This is a genomic window from Bacillus sp. FSL K6-1145 (assembly GCF_038003425.1).
Lineage (GTDB): Bacteria > Bacillota > Bacilli > Bacillales > Bacillaceae > Bacillus > Bacillus pumilus.
Genome location: NZ_JBBOPC010000001.1, coordinates 1,773,110 through 1,788,930, shown reverse-complemented (window position 1 = coordinate 1,788,930; position 15,821 = coordinate 1,773,110). Strand labels below are relative to the sequence as shown.

Here is a 15,821-nt window from a genome sequence, read left to right as displayed (position 1 = left end):
GATGAAATGGCGATTAACAGGCAGATATATGGTCTCTGTCATTATCGTGACCATTATCACGGTCTTTATTAACTTATTTGGATTCATGATTTGGCTTGTACTACAAGCAAGCAGCCAGCAAAACGAAGAAAATACGCCGGAAACCTTCACAAGAACATTTGAACAATACATCACCTTGTCCGATCAAGATATCACTGTGAGCAAAGAAGGACAGCAAGCCTTAAAACAACAAAATGCATGGATTCAGATATTAGACGAAAATGGACAAGATGTTTATCATGCACAAGCACCTAAAGGCTTAAAAAGCAAATACACACCTATAGAAATCGTAAACTTACATAAATATAAAGATAAGCAATTGATGTCGACTATCTATGCTGGGGGGAAAAATGGAAAGGGCAAGGAATACACCTACTTTATCGGATTTAAGGACCCTTCCATCGGAAAATATTTATTTTCGTTCAATACGAAAGACTTAATATCGCAATTCAATATCGGGACGATGATTTTATTATCGATTGATGCCATCATTGCCTTAGTCATTGGATACTTATTCAGCCGGCAGCTCATCAAACCGCTCGGCCGTGCCATTTATGGCATCCAGCGGCTCGCAAACGGAGATTATACGACGAAGCTGCCAACTAAGGGGATATATAAAGATGTCTTCTATAATGTCAATCACTTATCAGAACAGCTCGCTTCAAGCCAAAAAGAAAAAGACAAATTAGAGCAAATGCGAGAAGAGTGGATCAGCCATATTTCTCATGATATTAAAACACCATTATCCTCCATTCAAGGCTATGCAGAAATCATGAAAGATCCAAATTATCCTCTTTCAGATCAAGACATCAAACATTATGCCAGCATCATAGAGAATAAATCACTGTACATCAAAGATGTCATGGAGGATCTCAATTTAACAACAAGGCTGAAAAATAACGACGTGATGCTGCATAAAGAGCTGGTGAACATTGTACCGTTGCTGCGTGAAACGTTAATTGATATCCTCAACGATTCGAGATATGCAGATCAGACCATTGAGCTGCAAACGAATGTAGACAAGCTTATGCTGAATATTGATACGATCCTCATACGAAGAGCGGTCACCAATCTCATTTTAAATGCCCTTGTTCACAATGATGCTGATGTGAACATCATTGTACAGCTTGAACAAAAAGAAAACACCCACATTACGATTCAAGACAACGGCAAAGGAATCGAAGAGGCAGAGCTAGAAAAAGTGTTTGACCGCTACTATAGAGGGACAAATACAGGAGGGACACATGCAGGCTCTGGTCTTGGAATGGCGATTGCAAAGGATATTATCAAAAAACACGGCGGGGATATTAAGATACAAAGTATGATTAGGGAAGGAACAACGATTGATATCCAATTACCCGCATGAACGGACATACAAAAAAAACGGTTCTGCTCAATCACAGAACCGTTTTTTTCAACTATTATTCTGAAAACACTTTAATGCCTTTCACAATGTTCCAAATGAAGAAGTAGATCGCGACAAGGAATGTCACAGCATACGTTGCAATTAAGAACGGACCAGCATGACTGATATCGTTCATGCCAAGTAAACCTGAACCGGCAATACCAATACCGAAAATCAAATAAGGAATAATATGTGTCCATAGTGATTTTTTCGCATGGTCTTTCACTTCGTCCTTTCCTAAGAAGTAGACGATAATTGGAAACAGAAACGGTGCAAAAAAGATACTGAAGTAACATAATGAAGACAAAATTTTATTTTCTCTCAAACCTTTTCACCTCTATAATTGATTTAGAAGAGGGGACCATTTGACTCATCCCTCAATTCCTTACAAACCCATTGTACAACCTCAACCTTAACTTGTATTAATCCGAACCTTACAGCAACCTTAAAAATGTTAAACAGTAGAATGATCAATGAAAAATAAAATACAAACTAGGTATTTCAATTTAATCTATTAGAAAAAAACGTTGACTTTGTTCATCTCTCTGATCCTGTGGCTTCGTCATTTTTTCCCTAACATAAAATGAATGTTTCACCTTGACCTTGAAGTATAGTTCAACCTTTATAATGTACATATAGTAAGACAAAATAATAAAAAAGGAGTAACGATGGAGTTGATGACTAGAGGAGAACTTGCCAAAAAAACAGGAGTAAGTCCTGCCGCAATTCGTTACTATGAAGAGCACAACATATTACCTGCTCCAAGACGACGTTCAAACGGTTACAGATTCTATACAGAAGACTATGTTGTGAAGATTCAATTGATCAAAGATGCGAAAACATTGGGTTATTCATTAAAGGAAATAGCTGAAATCATGGACATGCTAAGTCAAGACATAGAACTTGATACGCTAAGAAAAATTGTCCATCTTAAACATGAAGAAATTGAAAGGAAAATCAAAAGCCTTCGTCTCATTCAAGACCTTTTATCTAACTTATTAAAAACTCCTGAAAAAAAAGTACAAGTCTACCTGGAATCATTTCGTGTACCAAATCAGGATGATCAATCCTCATATTGAGTGAAAGGAGAGAAAAAAATGAGTGTAGAAATTTATCAAGGTGAACGTTCTGAAGAAAGTATTCAATTTGAAACATTATTCGCTTCGCAAAGTAATAAAGAGAGTTTTTCTAGTATCGAGCACACAAAAAAATTTCTTGAGCAAAAAGGAATGGAAAATACGCAACCTTATGCCATTGGAGATGATGTGAAGTTAATGAGTGAGGTACAAGAGCAGACATTCGAAGGCATGCAAGTTTTCACATTGAATGAACAAGCATCACAAAAACAAAAAGTCATTCTCTATCTACATGGAGGCGCGTGGACAAATCAGCCTTTGAATGTCCATTGGTGGTTCATGGATAAGATGGCGCAATCACTAGGTGCGAAAGTGGTCGCTCCTATTTATCCAAAAGTGCCTCATTATAGCTATCAGGATACGTATCCGAAAATTCTTAACCTATATAAAGACCTTCTGAAAACTGCCGGAAGTGCCAATCAATTGACGATCATGGGAGATTCAGCTGGTGGAAACATCTCACTTGGTCTGGCGCACCTTTTAAAGAAGGAGAATCTGCCACAGCCGAAGGATATTATTTTATTATCTGCATGTGTCGACATGAGCTTAAGCAATCCTCTCATGTTTGAATATGCAAAAAAGGACCCGATTCTAGGTCATGAAGGAATGGAAGCCATTGCAAAGATTTGGATAGCTGATCAACATGTAACTGACCCATTGATCAGTCCCATTTACGGTGACTTTAAAGGACTTGCGAAGATTACTCATTTCATTGGAACACATGATATGTTATATCCAGATGCCATAAAGCTTGATGAAAAACTAACAGAACAAGGAATTGACATCAAAACCTTTGTTTATCCCGAAATGCTTCATGTATTTGTTGTCATGCCAATCCCTGAGGCACAAGATGCTCAAGAGAAAATCATTCAGGTGATCAATCGTTAGGGATTCCGTTCACACCAAAAAGACTGCTTCCTTTTAAGCAGTCTTTTTAAATATAATCACAATGTCCATTCACTACAGATTAAACTTCTTTAAATTCCAATTTTTGTTATCAACGAGCGTATTTCCCATTAATATAATGATTGTTCGCTTCTTCATTGGATTTAAATAAATGACGGCTAGTAAAGGAGAGTGAATGATGATTGTTTCCTTTCTTCAACCTATGGCTCTGATCTTGTTTACATTGCCTTTGTTATCTTTGATATGGGGGATTGTCGGCTATTTCATCTTTAAGCGGGTCTACGTCGTTCTAGTGATCACATTTGCAGCTTCAACCGTTTTTATCTTTGCCTATACGGGGTTCGATTTGTCGAATATGTATTGGGTCGTCGCTATGACTTTTCTATGCATGTGTACCTCTCTCATCACAAAAATCATCCGATTTATGATTCAACGCTATAAAAAAGCATAAAGAAGCTTGTGCCTGCAAACATAAGCTTTATTTTTGTTTCCACTCATCTTCGGGCAACCTAATGTTTGGTATAATAGATACGAGCATGGAAGGGGTAGGAGAACACGTTGGAAACTTTTGATTTATCCCAAGAAGATCTTGAATTAATAGACGAAGCAAAAAAGAAGATTATCAGTCTTTATGAAGATGATAAACACCATGTAGGGGCAGCGATCCGCATGAAAACAGGAGAAATAATGTCGGCTGTCCATATAGAAGCCTATATCGGACGGGTAACTGTTTGTGCAGAAGCCATTGCGATTGGCAGTGCTTTATCGAATGGATATAAAGATTTTGATACAATTGTTGCAGTGAGACATCCCTATTCAGATGAAGAAGATAGAAAAATTAGAGTAGTAAGCCCTTGCGGCATCTGCCGAGAGCTCATTTCAGACTTCGGACCAGCATGTTTTGTCATCATTGAGATGGATGGGGAGCTGGTCAAGGTGAAAATCGAAGAACTCATTCCGCTCAAATATACTCGAAGCTGATGTACCACATAAAGATAAAGTAGGAAAAGGGATGCAGCAAACGTTAAGTGTGATCCTTGCGGCATCCAAGATGACTGAAAAATCGCTCAACAAAAGCAACCCCATATATTTTCTCCATATGATTCATGTTAAAAATATACTGTTCCATATGCTCAAGCTTGCGCAGACTGCGCACTAGTATTTTCCGTTCATCGTCAGAAAGAGCAGGGTCATCATTTACCTTCTCCAAAGCCTTTTTCACTCGTGCATATATCTTTTCAACATAGAGATGGTTTTTGGATGCTGGCGGAATACATGCCGACAGGTCACAGCCTGTAAAACGAACACCGTCAAGGGTGCAGTTTTCAAAATCGGCGATCAGCTTTTGTTTGCCATTTCCCTCAAACGTTATATCTATTAGCTTACCAGCAAAGGTACAATTGACGATATTCGCTACCTGTAAAACGCGGTCATTGAATCTACATTTAGAGAAAATGCAATCGATAAACGTAGCATTCTCCAAGGTCATTCCCCTCATATCGCAAGAAGAAAATACGCAATTGGTGAAGACAGCTTCGTTTTTGCCAATGCCCACAGAACGCAAGTCGGAACGACTAAAAGTACAATGATCAATCGTACTACCGGCAAAAAATCTTGCATTCGTGAGATCACACGTATCAAATACAAGATGATCCAGGTGACAGCTCCAAAAAATAGGAGAACGAACATTTGAGTTGATGATTGTCGTTCTGCTGATTGTTTCGTGTTCATACCTGGCAATATCAGAAAATGATTCGTTGTCTATTGATATACCAGACTCAAGTACTCTCACCGCTATCACCCTATCATTTCTTCAGAATTTTTTACAATCATGATTTCCATTCAGCAAGTTCATTCCATTTCTCTTGGCGCTTGTCTTTGACTCAAGATTATATCACAAAACGATACTCACCCAACAAAGAACAGATATCCATTTTCAAGATGAAAGGGGCATAAAAGAATGAAAAGGTATGACACATTCCCAAAACCAATCGGTAGCTATATAGCCGGCCGAATCCAGATGGATTTTGAGTATACCGCATCAGATCACTCAAAAAGAGAATTGACCGCGTTTATATACTATCCATCTGAAAGCAGCGAAGGGAAGACTGCATCAACGTACATGTTTCCTGAAGTCTACGAGATGCTTCATGAGCAGCCACTTGTCACTGAATATTTGAAGGAAATAAACTTCTTCTCTACCGATATCAAGACTCATTGTTATGACGATCTTGCTCTTTCCGGGAAGGAAAAGCGCTATCCAGTGTTATTCTATGTTTGCGGCGGGGGTGGTTCACCAGAATGGGGGACAGCCATCTGTACAGACATGGCAAGCCAAGGGTATGTTGTCGTCAGTATCGGTCATCAGGATAGCACCATGTATAAACGGAAAGATGGGAAGCTGGTGAATGTCTCAAAGGATTTTTCGGATGTCATGATGGCGTTTTCTGAAGATCCGCAGATGATAGCACTGGCTGGTAAGATGAAAATGCGTCCAGACGATGAAACGGCTATTGAGATGTGCCGTAACGTCCTTTCCTTGCCAATCATTAACGAGTTAACAAGATATAGTGAACAACAGGCTGAAGATGTAAAGTACGTAGCCGATTATCTTCACAAACTAGACTCTGGAGAATGGAAGTCCATCTTTCATAACAGACTGCTGCTCGGCATCGGCATGGGCATCGCAGGGCATTCTTATGGCGGGCCTACAGCGGCTATTGTTTGCCGGGATGACGACCGGTTTGTCTGCGGGGTTGGCTTAGATAGTGGTGCATTCGGCCTTCTCGACAGCGACCTCAATAAACCCTTTTTGCTGCTGTTTTCTGAACCGAATTATGATATGAATGCGATCATTGGTGCTAACAACAGCATGGAAACCTATTATTTCTCTGTTGATGGTGCTGCACATTTAGATTACTGTGACATCGTGTTTACCGGTGTAGATGAGGAACTTAGAGGCACAAGGGATGTATTAGAGATGCGAAATCTTGTGACGGACTATACGAAGACCTTTTTTGATCATTACATCCTGCAAAAGGCTGTACGTGTAGAAAGCCTGTCATATGAAGGTGTAGACTTAATCAAGAAAACCAGTAACAAGTGAGATAGGGGAAGCTGCTGACATTTTTTAAGAGTATTCTTCAAGTTGACTCTCTTAGCTTGTAAATGAAGAGAAAATGTAAGGTGGATCAATCATCTTGAATAAGTAACAACGATGCTGGCAGCTGCATTTACTCTGATCGTATTGGCCAAAGATCCCTTTAAAAAAGCAATCCCTGCACTTGTTTTATTCGCTCTTAGTATTGCGGTCAGCTTATACCACATTCTTTAAATTCATATCAAGAAGTCGCAATAACCTAAACAAATCTCCATTGTTCTAATGGTGGATTGTGTTTAGGTTTTTTAGCGATTGAATCGTTTTTGAAGAACTAGGCATGAGACAGCAAAAACTGCGAAAGCGCCTGCTGATCCAGCAGCAAACATCAGCCCAGATTGTTCTAATTTGGATTTGAATAACAAAGGGACAGAAAGAATGAGCGCGGCACCACTAAAGCCCAATCCTAATATCAACATTGCCAATAATTTATTCATAGAAACACCTCTTACACTCACAATTTGAACAATGAAAACCTTTAATATTCCTAGATGGAGTGTATCATATGATGGCGGGCGAGTGGTTTCTTTTCATTAAAACACAATCGTGAAACAAACAAATTTCAAACGAACACTGTTCTTTACGAACAATGTTCGTTATAATATAAATGAGATGTAGTTTTAAACGATTTCCGTAAAAGAAGAGGAGATGCATACGATGACGGCATTATCTAAGAACCAAAAGCAAATCGCTATTATTGGAGGAGGACCTGGGGGGCTAACACTCGCCTTAATTCTGCAAAATTACGGTATACAAACAACTATCTACGAACGGGAGATGCATGACAAGAGTCTTGAACGAGGAGGCTCACTGGATATTCACGAAGAAACAGGCCAAAAAGCCTTAAAAGAAGCAGGAGTTTATGAGAAATTTCAAAGGAATGCCCGTTATGAAGGAGAAGATTTCCGATTACTTGATAAATCAGGAAGAATTTATTTAGATGAAGAAACGGAATCAGATCAAAAAGGCACTCGTCCAGAAATTGATCGTGGTGTGTTGTGCGAACTGCTGTTAGATCAAATTGATGCTGCAAACATCAAATATGGATATAAACTAGAAAGATGCGTTTCATTAGAAAACGGCATGACGGAGCTTCATTTTGAAAACGGGGTTGTCGAGACAGTTGACCTTTTGATTGGGGCTGATGGTGCATTTTCTCGTGTGCGTCCTCTGTTAACAGATATTGAGATTGAATACTCTGGGCTCACGATGCTGGAATTGAATGTCCTAAGCGTAGAGGCGAACCACCCTGATTTAGCTGAATTTAATAAACGTGGTAAGATGTTTGCTTTAGCTGATCACAAAGGGATAATTGGGCAGTTAAACGGAGATGGACGAATCAAAGTGTATGCAAGCCTTATGGTAGAACGCAGCTGGATCGAGACTTGTGGTATACCGTTTCATCAAGCGAAAGAAGCAAAAGAACAATTATTAGAGTTATTTAGTGATTGGGATGATCAGCTGAAAAAGTATATTCGTTATGCAGAAGATGCCATCATTCCAAGACGGATTTATACGCTTCCTACCGGTTTTAAATGGAACCGTCATAAAGGAGTAACGCTTATCGGTGATGCAGCTCATGTCATGTCACCATTCGCAGGCGAGGGTGTAAACATGGCGATGTTTGATGCAAGGGAGCTAGCACTTGCTATTGTCCGACATCCTCATGATATTGAAAAGGCCATTGAGGAATACGAAGACATGATGTACGAATATTCATCGGAAAAGGCACATGAATCGGAGAATAGTTTAAAACTGTGTTTTTCAAAAGACGCTGCGGTCAAGCTTGCAGATATGATGAATTCTTTTCAAGAAAACGGTGATTGATGCTCAATTTACTATTTTACTTTGACATGTTATAAAGAGAGTATGAACAATTCAAATCGTCGTATTATAAGTCGCCGGTCTCGGCCGGCTAAAGAGCCCTTAAGCCGTGAGCTCATTGTGAAAACGGCCTATGAGCTTCTTAAGGAGCAAGGGATAGAGGGCATGAGTATGCGTAAGGTGGCTAAAGCATTGGATACGGGACCTGCATCCTTGTATGTCTACGTGAACAATTTTCAAGAACTCAGTGCTTACGTATTGGATTATGGTCTCGGCCAAATGGTTTACCCAGATTCAGAGAATGGCACATGGAAAGAACAGTTATTTGACATATTGCATACTTATTTCCTACTGCTATTCGAAAAACCTGGTCTCGCTGAAATTTCTCTTTCCACCATCCCGCAAGGAACGAACTTTCTTCAGTTGACCGAACGTATTCTCGCTGCATTGCATGAAGGCGGGATCAAATCTACATCCGCTGCATGGGGAGTAGACCTATTGCTGTTATACGTATCTTCGGTAGCTTACGAAAAGGTCTCTTGGAAGAAACATGACTCTTCGCAGATTTCAGACATTAAAAAATCATTTCATGATGCAGACAAAACGCGTTTTCCTTTCATTCATAGTGTAAAAGAAGAAATGTTTGCAGGTGATACCGTATCAATGGAACGGTTCCGATGGGGAATTGACGTCATTTTGTATGGAATCCAGAAAGAAATCAATTAGAAAGGAGCACAAGCAAAAAGCAGTCAATGGCTGCTTTTTTTATATGGTGATTTTCAAATTTGTGATCTTGTGAGCATCATGATATATAAATAAATCTATATATTGTATTTATATATAAAAAATTATATAATCTAGTGGAATAAAAAAATGAGGTGCTTAGGCATGGAACATATTAAAAACTTATTAGAGAGTTATATTCCTTTAGCAAAATCTACTGCAAAAATGTTTGGACCAAATTGTGAAGTGGTGATTCATGATTTAACGAACCCTCAAGCATCTGTCATGTTTACAGTAAATAACCATGTGACAGGAAGAGAAATCGGCCAATCATTTGATCATCTAGTAAAGACTGTATTACAATCAGAAGATTTTAAAGAAGATTATCTGGCTGGCTATACATTTGTTACAGAAGATAAGCGTACGATTCGTTCTTCGACTTCATTAATACGTGATTCAAAGCAAAAAGTGATTGGTGCTTTCTGTATCAACTTTGATGTTGAAGCCCTGAATCAAATGCAGCAATTTATGGATACTTTTCTTTCTACACAAGTGGAAGCTCCAGAGAAAGAAACAACATCAAATGATGATCTTGAAAATGTGGAAGAAATAGTAGATCAATTGATTCAACAAATCATTCAAAACAGTGTTCATCCAGTCATGAAACGTCATGAAAAAATTGAACTAATTAAATTCATGGATGAAAAGGGCATTTTTTTAATGAAAGGATCTGTTGAGAAGGTCGCATCTATGTTAGGCATTTCCAAAGTAACCGTCTATAGCTATTTGGATGAAATCAAAAATAAATCGAGGTAAGGAGAGTCAAAATGGAAAGCATACTCGAGGTAGGAAATCTAAAATCAAACGGACACTATGCATTCGCAACCATTCATCAAAACACGGTCTATGTTTCAGGACAATTTGCCATCAATCCCGAAACGAGAGAAAAAGAGTTCGGCCCCATTGAAGAAGAGACATTACAAGCGCTTAAGAATGTAGAGATGATTGTAGAGGCTGCTGGAAGTAACAAAGAGAAGATTTTGCGCATGACATTATACATTTCGGATATTCACTTATGGGACAAAGTTGATGCTGTTTATACTGATTTTTTCGGTGAACATAAACCAGCACGTACTATTGTACCAACGAATGAATTACATTTTGGTTTCAAAATTGAAATTGATGCCATTGCATATATTTAAGATCTTTTTTTGCCTACTATATATAAAAAATTATATTTCGTATAAAAAAATATTTGAAGGGGTTGATGATTGATGAATCAATTGATTTGTAACCATTGCGGGAAAAAGTATGAGATGACACCAACTCTATGGAGATGTGATTGTGATGGAGTATTAAACCTAGTGAAAGATACCCCAAAAATAGATATCGCAGCTTGGGATCACTATCCAAACTCATTATGGCGTTATGTTGAAACCATGCCATTTTCAAAAGGTTCTAAGACTTGGGAAACTGTCACAATGGGGGAGGGTCAAACCCCTTTAATCGTTCTAGATCCTAATGAGCCAAACACTTATGTAAAAGTTGATTATATGATGCCGACATTATCCTTTAAAGACCGAGGAGCCGCAGTTCTAATGACAAAGGCTAAGGAACTCGGGGTATCAAAAGTGATTGCTGATAGTAGTGGGAATGCAGGAACGGCGATTGCAGCTTATGCAGCACGCTGCGAGATTGCCTGTGACATCTATCTAAGCGATGACACTTCACCTAAAAAGGTCGCTCAAATAAAAGCCCATGGAGCAACGATTAAAGAAATTCGTGGTACTCGAGAGGATATTGCAGCCGCAGCCCAAAAAGCAGTAGACAACGAAAACGTTTTTTATGCAAGCCATGTCTATAACCCTTACTTTTTTGAAGGTACAAAAACATACGCCTATGAAATCTATGAGCAATTAAAAGGAGCACCTGACGCTTTAATCATTCCGGTTGGAAACGGCACTCTCCTCCTAGGTGCGTATTATGGCTTTAAAGAGTTATTTGAAAATGGTCTCATTCATAACATACCGAAAATCGTTGCCGTACAAGCGAAAAACTGTGCACCCCTTGTGAAAGCTTATCAAAATGAAGAAAAATCAGCATCACCTGTGACGAATAAAGGGACCTTAGCAGAAGGGATCGCCATTGCTGCTCCAGCACGCTCCAAACAAATTTTAGAAGCTGTACTAGATACTAATGGTACGTTTATTGATATTGAAGAAGATGAGATCTTAAATGCACGATCTAAACTGAGTGAAAAAGGATTTTATGTCGAAGTGACATCTGCAGTCAATTTGGCTGGTTACATGAAATATCAAAAGGAACCAGAAGAAACCATTGTCATACCTCTTTGTGGTGCAGGGATTAAATCAAAATAACCCGATATGACTAGAATACAATTTGAAAACGGAGGAATGATTCGTGGGATTGGATTTTACTCATTTTGCTGGAACAACCAGATTCTGATAGTTACTTATCACCAGATGTTTGTCAGACTATCGCTGCGAGATTGCGTCAACTGATCCACAATTGGCCAGATGATGATATAGATAAAATGAACGCTCTCTATCTGGCAGAGGGAATGGAACTAGCGCATGAACAAAATGAGATTTTTGGAATTATATAATCGTTCTAAGAGTATCTCAAGAGAGATGCTCTTTTTCTTGCCTGTACAATCCCTTTTGCCCCAAAGTACAATTTCACTCCACTTCATTGCGGAGAATCAAGAGGTGAACATCATGAATTCGATGAAAAAGGAGTAAGTGAATGGCAAAATTTTTATATAACTTAGGAGAAATTGCTTTTTCTAAGTTCAAACGAAAGATTATTGGTTGAACGGGCGTTTCGTTTAATGGAGTGAGCACGGAACACTTGGAAAAGAAATTCCAAAAGGTAATGTGTATTACATTTCTTGTCTGAAAAATAAAGCATTCAGTTGCATAATCAAACTTTTGATGATCTATTCAAGGGGACATGAAATATTTACAAGTTATCAGGTTCGAAGACTTTAGCTAAAGAACTACTTAATCTAATGAATGAGAATTAACACGAGTCATGATTTCTAATATTCATACTGTTTTTATGATTGCTCAAATAATCTTGAAACGAAAAAAAGACCAAAAGAGAATACTCTTTCGTCTTTTAATGAATCTAAAGTTTTAAGCGCTAGACTATAAAAGTTAATACTAAAATCAATCTCACATAGTAGGTCAGTGTTACTCAATATTATTAAGTAACTTCGAAATATTCTGATTCATCACAAATACTTCAATTCGTTCACCAGTTTTTGTACTAGTATCACTATGGCTAGATAATACATTACACCCTGTATGCTTTTCCACAATTGCCTTAAAATCTTCACTATACATTTCCCTAAGGACCTGTCTCATCTTCTTCACAAGACCTTTACCTATATCATGGGTAACAAGGTGTTCTTCCTCAACAGTCAAAACACCTTTAAAGCGTAAAAGAATCATATCCTCTACAATATAAGTTTTTGCCTCTCGAGGTCCTCGACCAATTAATTCTCGTTGAAATTTAATAAAAGCCTCGCTGAGTTCAGTTTCTAACTTTTTCTTAGATTGTCCCATAATTTTCCCTCCGAATAATTCTTTCTGTCGTAATAAAACAAAAAACCGAGAAGAGGATTTTTCTTACAATTAAACCAACAAATCTAGGAATTCGTTAGCCTCTAAGCAAATAGGAACAATCTCTCTTCAAACGCTTACGAGGTTAGCTGCCGGATTCGGGCATGAGAGTTGCCCTACTCAAAATGATGAGTTTCACCCCTAAAATGAATCAGTTCCATTTTATTCTGGTTCCCCCGCTCTTACAATCAAGATTTAGCGATTTAAGTTCATTCATTTGTTAAAACATCAATTATCATAATTAATGATACTGGAATTGTAAAGAAGATTTTTTATTTAATAAGGGAGGGGGATATAGAAGAGAAGCCTAACATAAGTTTATTGGTGATTAATGAAAAAGAAAGACCATAACTAAATAATTTTTTTGAAAATGTCTCTTTACAAGTAAAATTTATAATCGTATAATCAAACCATTAAATTAAACATATATCGGCCTAGTCCTGAATATTCAGGAACGGAGGAACCAATTAATTGGGGTTAATTCTACAGATTGTAGAAGGGATGAGATGACTCTTTCGCCATCCTACCCGTCAGCTAACTTCGTCGGCTAAAGCGAAGGAGGTCAACAGACCGCCTATTAATTCAACGGATATTCTATTGCTTTTGCAGTAAAATATTTATTGAATCATGTTTTGTGGGTCTTTTTTATTTGTTTAAAATTGATATAAAACTGTATCTTAAGAAAAGAACAGGGAGACAGAATGCAGGGAGAGCTTAACGCTAGCTAGGCATTAGGTAGACCAATGAGTACTTTTCTTCCACAGTTGGAATTGTTAAGAGAAGGATAGGAATTCTATGTCTTTAACTTCAAAGGCATAGTTATAGATACCTATTTGTTTCTTTACCATTTCACAGGGAGATAAGTAAGCATTGGTCTATTTTTTTATTCTTAGGCTTATTTCAAGTTTTGTAGGAAGTAAGCGTAAATATAAAATTTGTCTACTTTCGATCAATCCAATAAGTAGGAGACTAGGTTTATATTTGATGAACGATATGACGTTCATAAGAAAGTCAAACGGTGTAGAAATTAAAATTGCGATGCAATTAGTAAATGAATGGAGAGAAAAAACGATGAATGACTTAATAACAATGAGTTTTTTTATAGTATCCTTTGTTCTTTTTTGGTGTTTTACGTTGTTTTGTGAGAAAGCATAAGGAGGATAATAATATGTTTATACCTGCAATAATTGGATTAGTTATGATCATTTACTTGTTATATGTGCTGATTAAACCCGAAAAATTCTAAATATTAAAAATTAAAGAGCAGCAAATAGGAGGAAATACAAATGTCGATGGGACTTATACAGGTAGCGGTCACCTTACTCATTATTGGGCTATTAGTAAAGCCAGTTGGTCTCTACCTTGTAAAAGTATTTAACTATGAAGAAACAAGATTGAATCAATTTTTCGGACCAGTGGAACGTGTCATCTATCGTTTTATTGGAGTTAACGAAAAAGAGCGTATGGGGTGGAAAAAATACGTCTTTGCTGTTCTGCTTTCTAATTTTATCATGATGATGTTGATGTATGGAGTTTTCAGATTACAAAAATACTTGCCTTTAAATCCGGACGGTATAGAGAATATGTCTTCTGGATTAGCATTTAACACAGCCGCTTCTTTCATTACCAATACAAACTGGCAAGCGTATAGTGGGGAAAATTCACTGTCATACTTATCACAGATGATAGCTATTACTTTCCCTATGTTTACATCAGCTGCTACAGGTTTTGCTGTAGCCATTGCATTTATACGCGGTTTAGTAGGCCGTCAAGATAACCTTGGCAACTTCTACGTTGACCTTGTTCGTTCCATCATACGTGTGTTCTTGCCTTTATCTTTTATTGTCGCTTTATTCTTAGTATTTCAAGGAGTACCTCAGACACTTCATGGTGCGGTTCATGCTACAACTCTTGAAGGAATTACCCAAATTATAACAAGAGGTCCCGTAGCAGCTTTAGAGTCTATTAAACACATTGGAACTAATGGTGGTGGATACTTTGGAACAAATGCAGCACATCCATTTGAAAATCCAACGCCATTAACAAACTTTGTTCACATTTTATCTATGATGCTACTACCTACAGCTTTAGTATATGCATTTGGTGTCATGGTTAAAAACAAAAAGCAAGGTTTCACTATATTTGCCACAATGAGCATGATGTTTATCGTGTTCCTTTCTGTTGTGTTTATTGCCGAATATAATGGGACGCCCGCTTTAAATCATTTGGGTATTGATGGGAATATGGAAGGCAAAGAAGTTCGTTTTGGTATATCAGAATCTGCTTTGTTTACCGCAGTTACAACAGCAGCAACAACTGGTTCAGTAAACAACATGCATGATTCTTTAACGCCCATAGGCGGGCTTGTTCCATTGGCTCAGATGATGTTAAATAACATATTCGGAGGTAAAGGAGTAGGACTATTAAATGGATTGCTATACGTCATACTAACAGTTTTTATTTGTGGGCTTATGGTGGGGCGTACACCAGAGTTTTTAGGAAAAAAGATTGAAGCTAAAGAAATCAAATTAGCTTCAATCGCTATCTTAATTCACCCAATTCTTATCCTAGTTCCTACAGCAATTGCTTTATCGCTCTCAGGACCAGTTTCATCAATATTAAACCCAGGTTTCCACGGGATATCAGAAGTATTATATGCTTTTACATCAGGTGCAGCTAATAATGGATCAGCTTTTGGTGGTCTTACCTCTAACACTGATTTTTATAATATAGCTATCGGTTTAGTTATTTTATTCGGAAGATATATTGCCATTATAGCAATGCTAGCCATTGCAGGTTCATTAGCTACTAAGAAGATTGTTGCGACAACTTCAGGAACATTTCGTACAGATACACCCATGTTTACAATTATTCTATTAGTAGTCATTCTGGTTGTCGGAGCTCTTACATTTTTCCCGACACTAGCACTAGGGCCAATAGCAGAACATTTAGGAATGTTTCAGTAATGCAACAGACAAGCAGCA

Annotated in this window: 17 protein-coding genes, 1 pseudogene and 2 riboswitches; of the genes and pseudogenes, 14 read left to right on the top strand and 4 right to left on the bottom strand. The window is 37.8% G+C overall.

The genetic code is table 11. The annotated features are described in order from the left end of the window. Position 1: 1 nt before the first annotated feature. Positions 2 to 1,405: a sensor histidine kinase gene (locus tag MHH41_RS08920; RefSeq protein ID WP_340866162.1), complete on the top strand. Its 1,404-nt coding sequence runs from the start codon at positions 2 to 4 to the stop codon at positions 1,403 to 1,405. Between the two features lie 55 nt (positions 1,406 to 1,460). Here MHH41_RS08920 and MHH41_RS08915 read toward each other — a convergent pair whose 3' ends face one another. Beyond that, positions 1,461 to 1,769, bottom strand: a complete 309-nt coding sequence (locus tag MHH41_RS08915; protein ID WP_340866161.1) for a DUF4870 domain-containing protein — start codon at positions 1,767 to 1,769, stop codon at positions 1,461 to 1,463. A gap of 343 nt (positions 1,770 to 2,112) precedes the next feature. Here MHH41_RS08915 and MHH41_RS08910 point away from each other — a divergent pair, with 343 nt between their 5' ends. The 4 genes from MHH41_RS08910 (at position 2,113) to MHH41_RS08895 (ending at position 4,467) form a co-directional block, all read left to right on the top strand. Further along, a complete protein-coding gene (locus MHH41_RS08910) occupies positions 2,113 to 2,523 on the top strand; it encodes a MerR family transcriptional regulator (RefSeq protein ID WP_340866160.1) in 411 nt (136 codons plus the stop codon). Positions 2,524 to 2,541: 18 nt separating this feature from the next. Then, complete coding sequence (locus tag MHH41_RS08905; protein WP_340866159.1) at positions 2,542 to 3,468, top strand: alpha/beta hydrolase; 927 nt, start codon at positions 2,542 to 2,544, stop codon at positions 3,466 to 3,468. A gap of 196 nt (positions 3,469 to 3,664) precedes the next feature. Further along, a complete protein-coding gene (locus MHH41_RS08900) occupies positions 3,665 to 3,937 on the top strand; it encodes a DUF2651 family protein (RefSeq protein WP_226805251.1) in 273 nt (90 codons plus the stop codon). Between the two features lie 107 nt (positions 3,938 to 4,044). After that, positions 4,045 to 4,467: a cytidine deaminase gene (locus tag MHH41_RS08895; RefSeq protein WP_335365647.1), complete on the top strand. Its 423-nt coding sequence runs from the start codon at positions 4,045 to 4,047 to the stop codon at positions 4,465 to 4,467. Positions 4,468 to 4,510: 43 nt separating this feature from the next. Here the strand turns inward: MHH41_RS08895 and MHH41_RS08890 are convergent, their stop codons facing one another. Then, on the bottom strand, positions 4,511 to 5,278 hold the full coding sequence (locus MHH41_RS08890; RefSeq protein ID WP_340866157.1) for a pentapeptide repeat-containing protein: 768 nt from the start codon (positions 5,276 to 5,278) through the stop codon (positions 4,511 to 4,513). Between the two features lie 168 nt (positions 5,279 to 5,446). Here MHH41_RS08890 and MHH41_RS08885 point away from each other — a divergent pair, with 168 nt between their 5' ends. Continuing rightward, positions 5,447 to 6,592 (top strand): alpha/beta hydrolase, encoded by a 1,146-nt coding sequence (locus MHH41_RS08885; RefSeq protein ID WP_340866156.1) that lies wholly within the window; start codon positions 5,447 to 5,449, stop codon positions 6,590 to 6,592. A 108-nt stretch (positions 6,593 to 6,700) separates the two neighbouring features. Beyond that, positions 6,701 to 6,820: pseudogene (locus MHH41_RS18840) on the top strand (DoxX family protein); the annotation flags it as partial. A gap of 71 nt (positions 6,821 to 6,891) precedes the next feature. On the opposite strand, the gene MHH41_RS08880 reads toward MHH41_RS18840, so the two are convergent. Next, positions 6,892 to 7,080 carry a hypothetical protein gene (locus tag MHH41_RS08880; RefSeq protein ID WP_106032515.1) on the bottom strand — a complete coding sequence of 63 codons (189 nt, stop codon included), beginning with the start codon at positions 7,078 to 7,080 and terminating at the stop codon, positions 6,892 to 6,894. 220 nt (positions 7,081 to 7,300) lie between these two features. Here MHH41_RS08880 and MHH41_RS08875 point away from each other — a divergent pair, with 220 nt between their 5' ends. The 5 genes from MHH41_RS08875 (at position 7,301) to MHH41_RS08855 (ending at position 11,568) form a co-directional block, all read left to right on the top strand. Beyond that, positions 7,301 to 8,470 (top strand): FAD-dependent oxidoreductase, encoded by a 1,170-nt coding sequence (locus tag MHH41_RS08875; protein WP_050944880.1) that lies wholly within the window; start codon positions 7,301 to 7,303, stop codon positions 8,468 to 8,470. Positions 8,471 to 8,512: 42 nt separating this feature from the next. Next, the gene (locus tag MHH41_RS08870; RefSeq protein WP_340866154.1) at positions 8,513 to 9,193 is read left to right on the top strand and encodes a TetR/AcrR family transcriptional regulator; all 681 of its coding nucleotides are present in this window, start codon (positions 8,513 to 8,515) and stop codon (positions 9,191 to 9,193) included. Between the two features lie 162 nt (positions 9,194 to 9,355). After that, positions 9,356 to 10,006 carry a helix-turn-helix transcriptional regulator gene (locus MHH41_RS08865; protein ID WP_284907605.1) on the top strand — a complete coding sequence of 217 codons (651 nt, stop codon included), beginning with the start codon at positions 9,356 to 9,358 and terminating at the stop codon, positions 10,004 to 10,006. Positions 10,007 to 10,017: 11 nt separating this feature from the next. Continuing rightward, positions 10,018 to 10,392 (top strand): RidA family protein, encoded by a 375-nt coding sequence (locus MHH41_RS08860; RefSeq protein ID WP_050944882.1) that lies wholly within the window; start codon positions 10,018 to 10,020, stop codon positions 10,390 to 10,392. Positions 10,393 to 10,464: 72 nt separating this feature from the next. Continuing rightward, a complete protein-coding gene (locus MHH41_RS08855) occupies positions 10,465 to 11,568 on the top strand; it encodes a threonine synthase (protein WP_340866153.1) in 1,104 nt (367 codons plus the stop codon). Positions 11,569 to 12,405: 837 nt separating this feature from the next. Here MHH41_RS08855 and MHH41_RS08850 read toward each other — a convergent pair. Beyond that, positions 12,406 to 12,780 carry a DUF2294 domain-containing protein gene (locus MHH41_RS08850; protein WP_404841113.1) on the bottom strand — a complete coding sequence of 125 codons (375 nt, stop codon included), beginning with the start codon at positions 12,778 to 12,780 and terminating at the stop codon, positions 12,406 to 12,408. A gap of 115 nt (positions 12,781 to 12,895) precedes the next feature. After that, a riboswitch (cyclic di-AMP (ydaO/yuaA leader) is annotated at positions 12,896 to 13,048 on the bottom strand. 210 nt (positions 13,049 to 13,258) lie between these two features. Further along, positions 13,259 to 13,401: riboswitch (cyclic di-AMP (ydaO/yuaA leader) on the top strand. 604 nt (positions 13,402 to 14,005) lie between these two features. Here MHH41_RS08850 and MHH41_RS18835 point away from each other — a divergent pair. Together MHH41_RS18835 and kdpA are read left to right on the top strand one after the other, a co-directional pair. After that, entirely contained in the window at positions 14,006 to 14,083 is a 78-nt protein-coding gene (locus MHH41_RS18835) for a potassium-transporting ATPase subunit F (protein WP_106032610.1), read from the top strand. 46 nt (positions 14,084 to 14,129) lie between these two features. Then, positions 14,130 to 15,803 carry a potassium-transporting ATPase subunit KdpA gene (kdpA, locus tag MHH41_RS08845; RefSeq protein ID WP_340866668.1) on the top strand — a complete coding sequence of 558 codons (1,674 nt, stop codon included), beginning with the start codon at positions 14,130 to 14,132 and terminating at the stop codon, positions 15,801 to 15,803. Positions 15,804 to 15,821 lie beyond the last annotated feature (18 nt).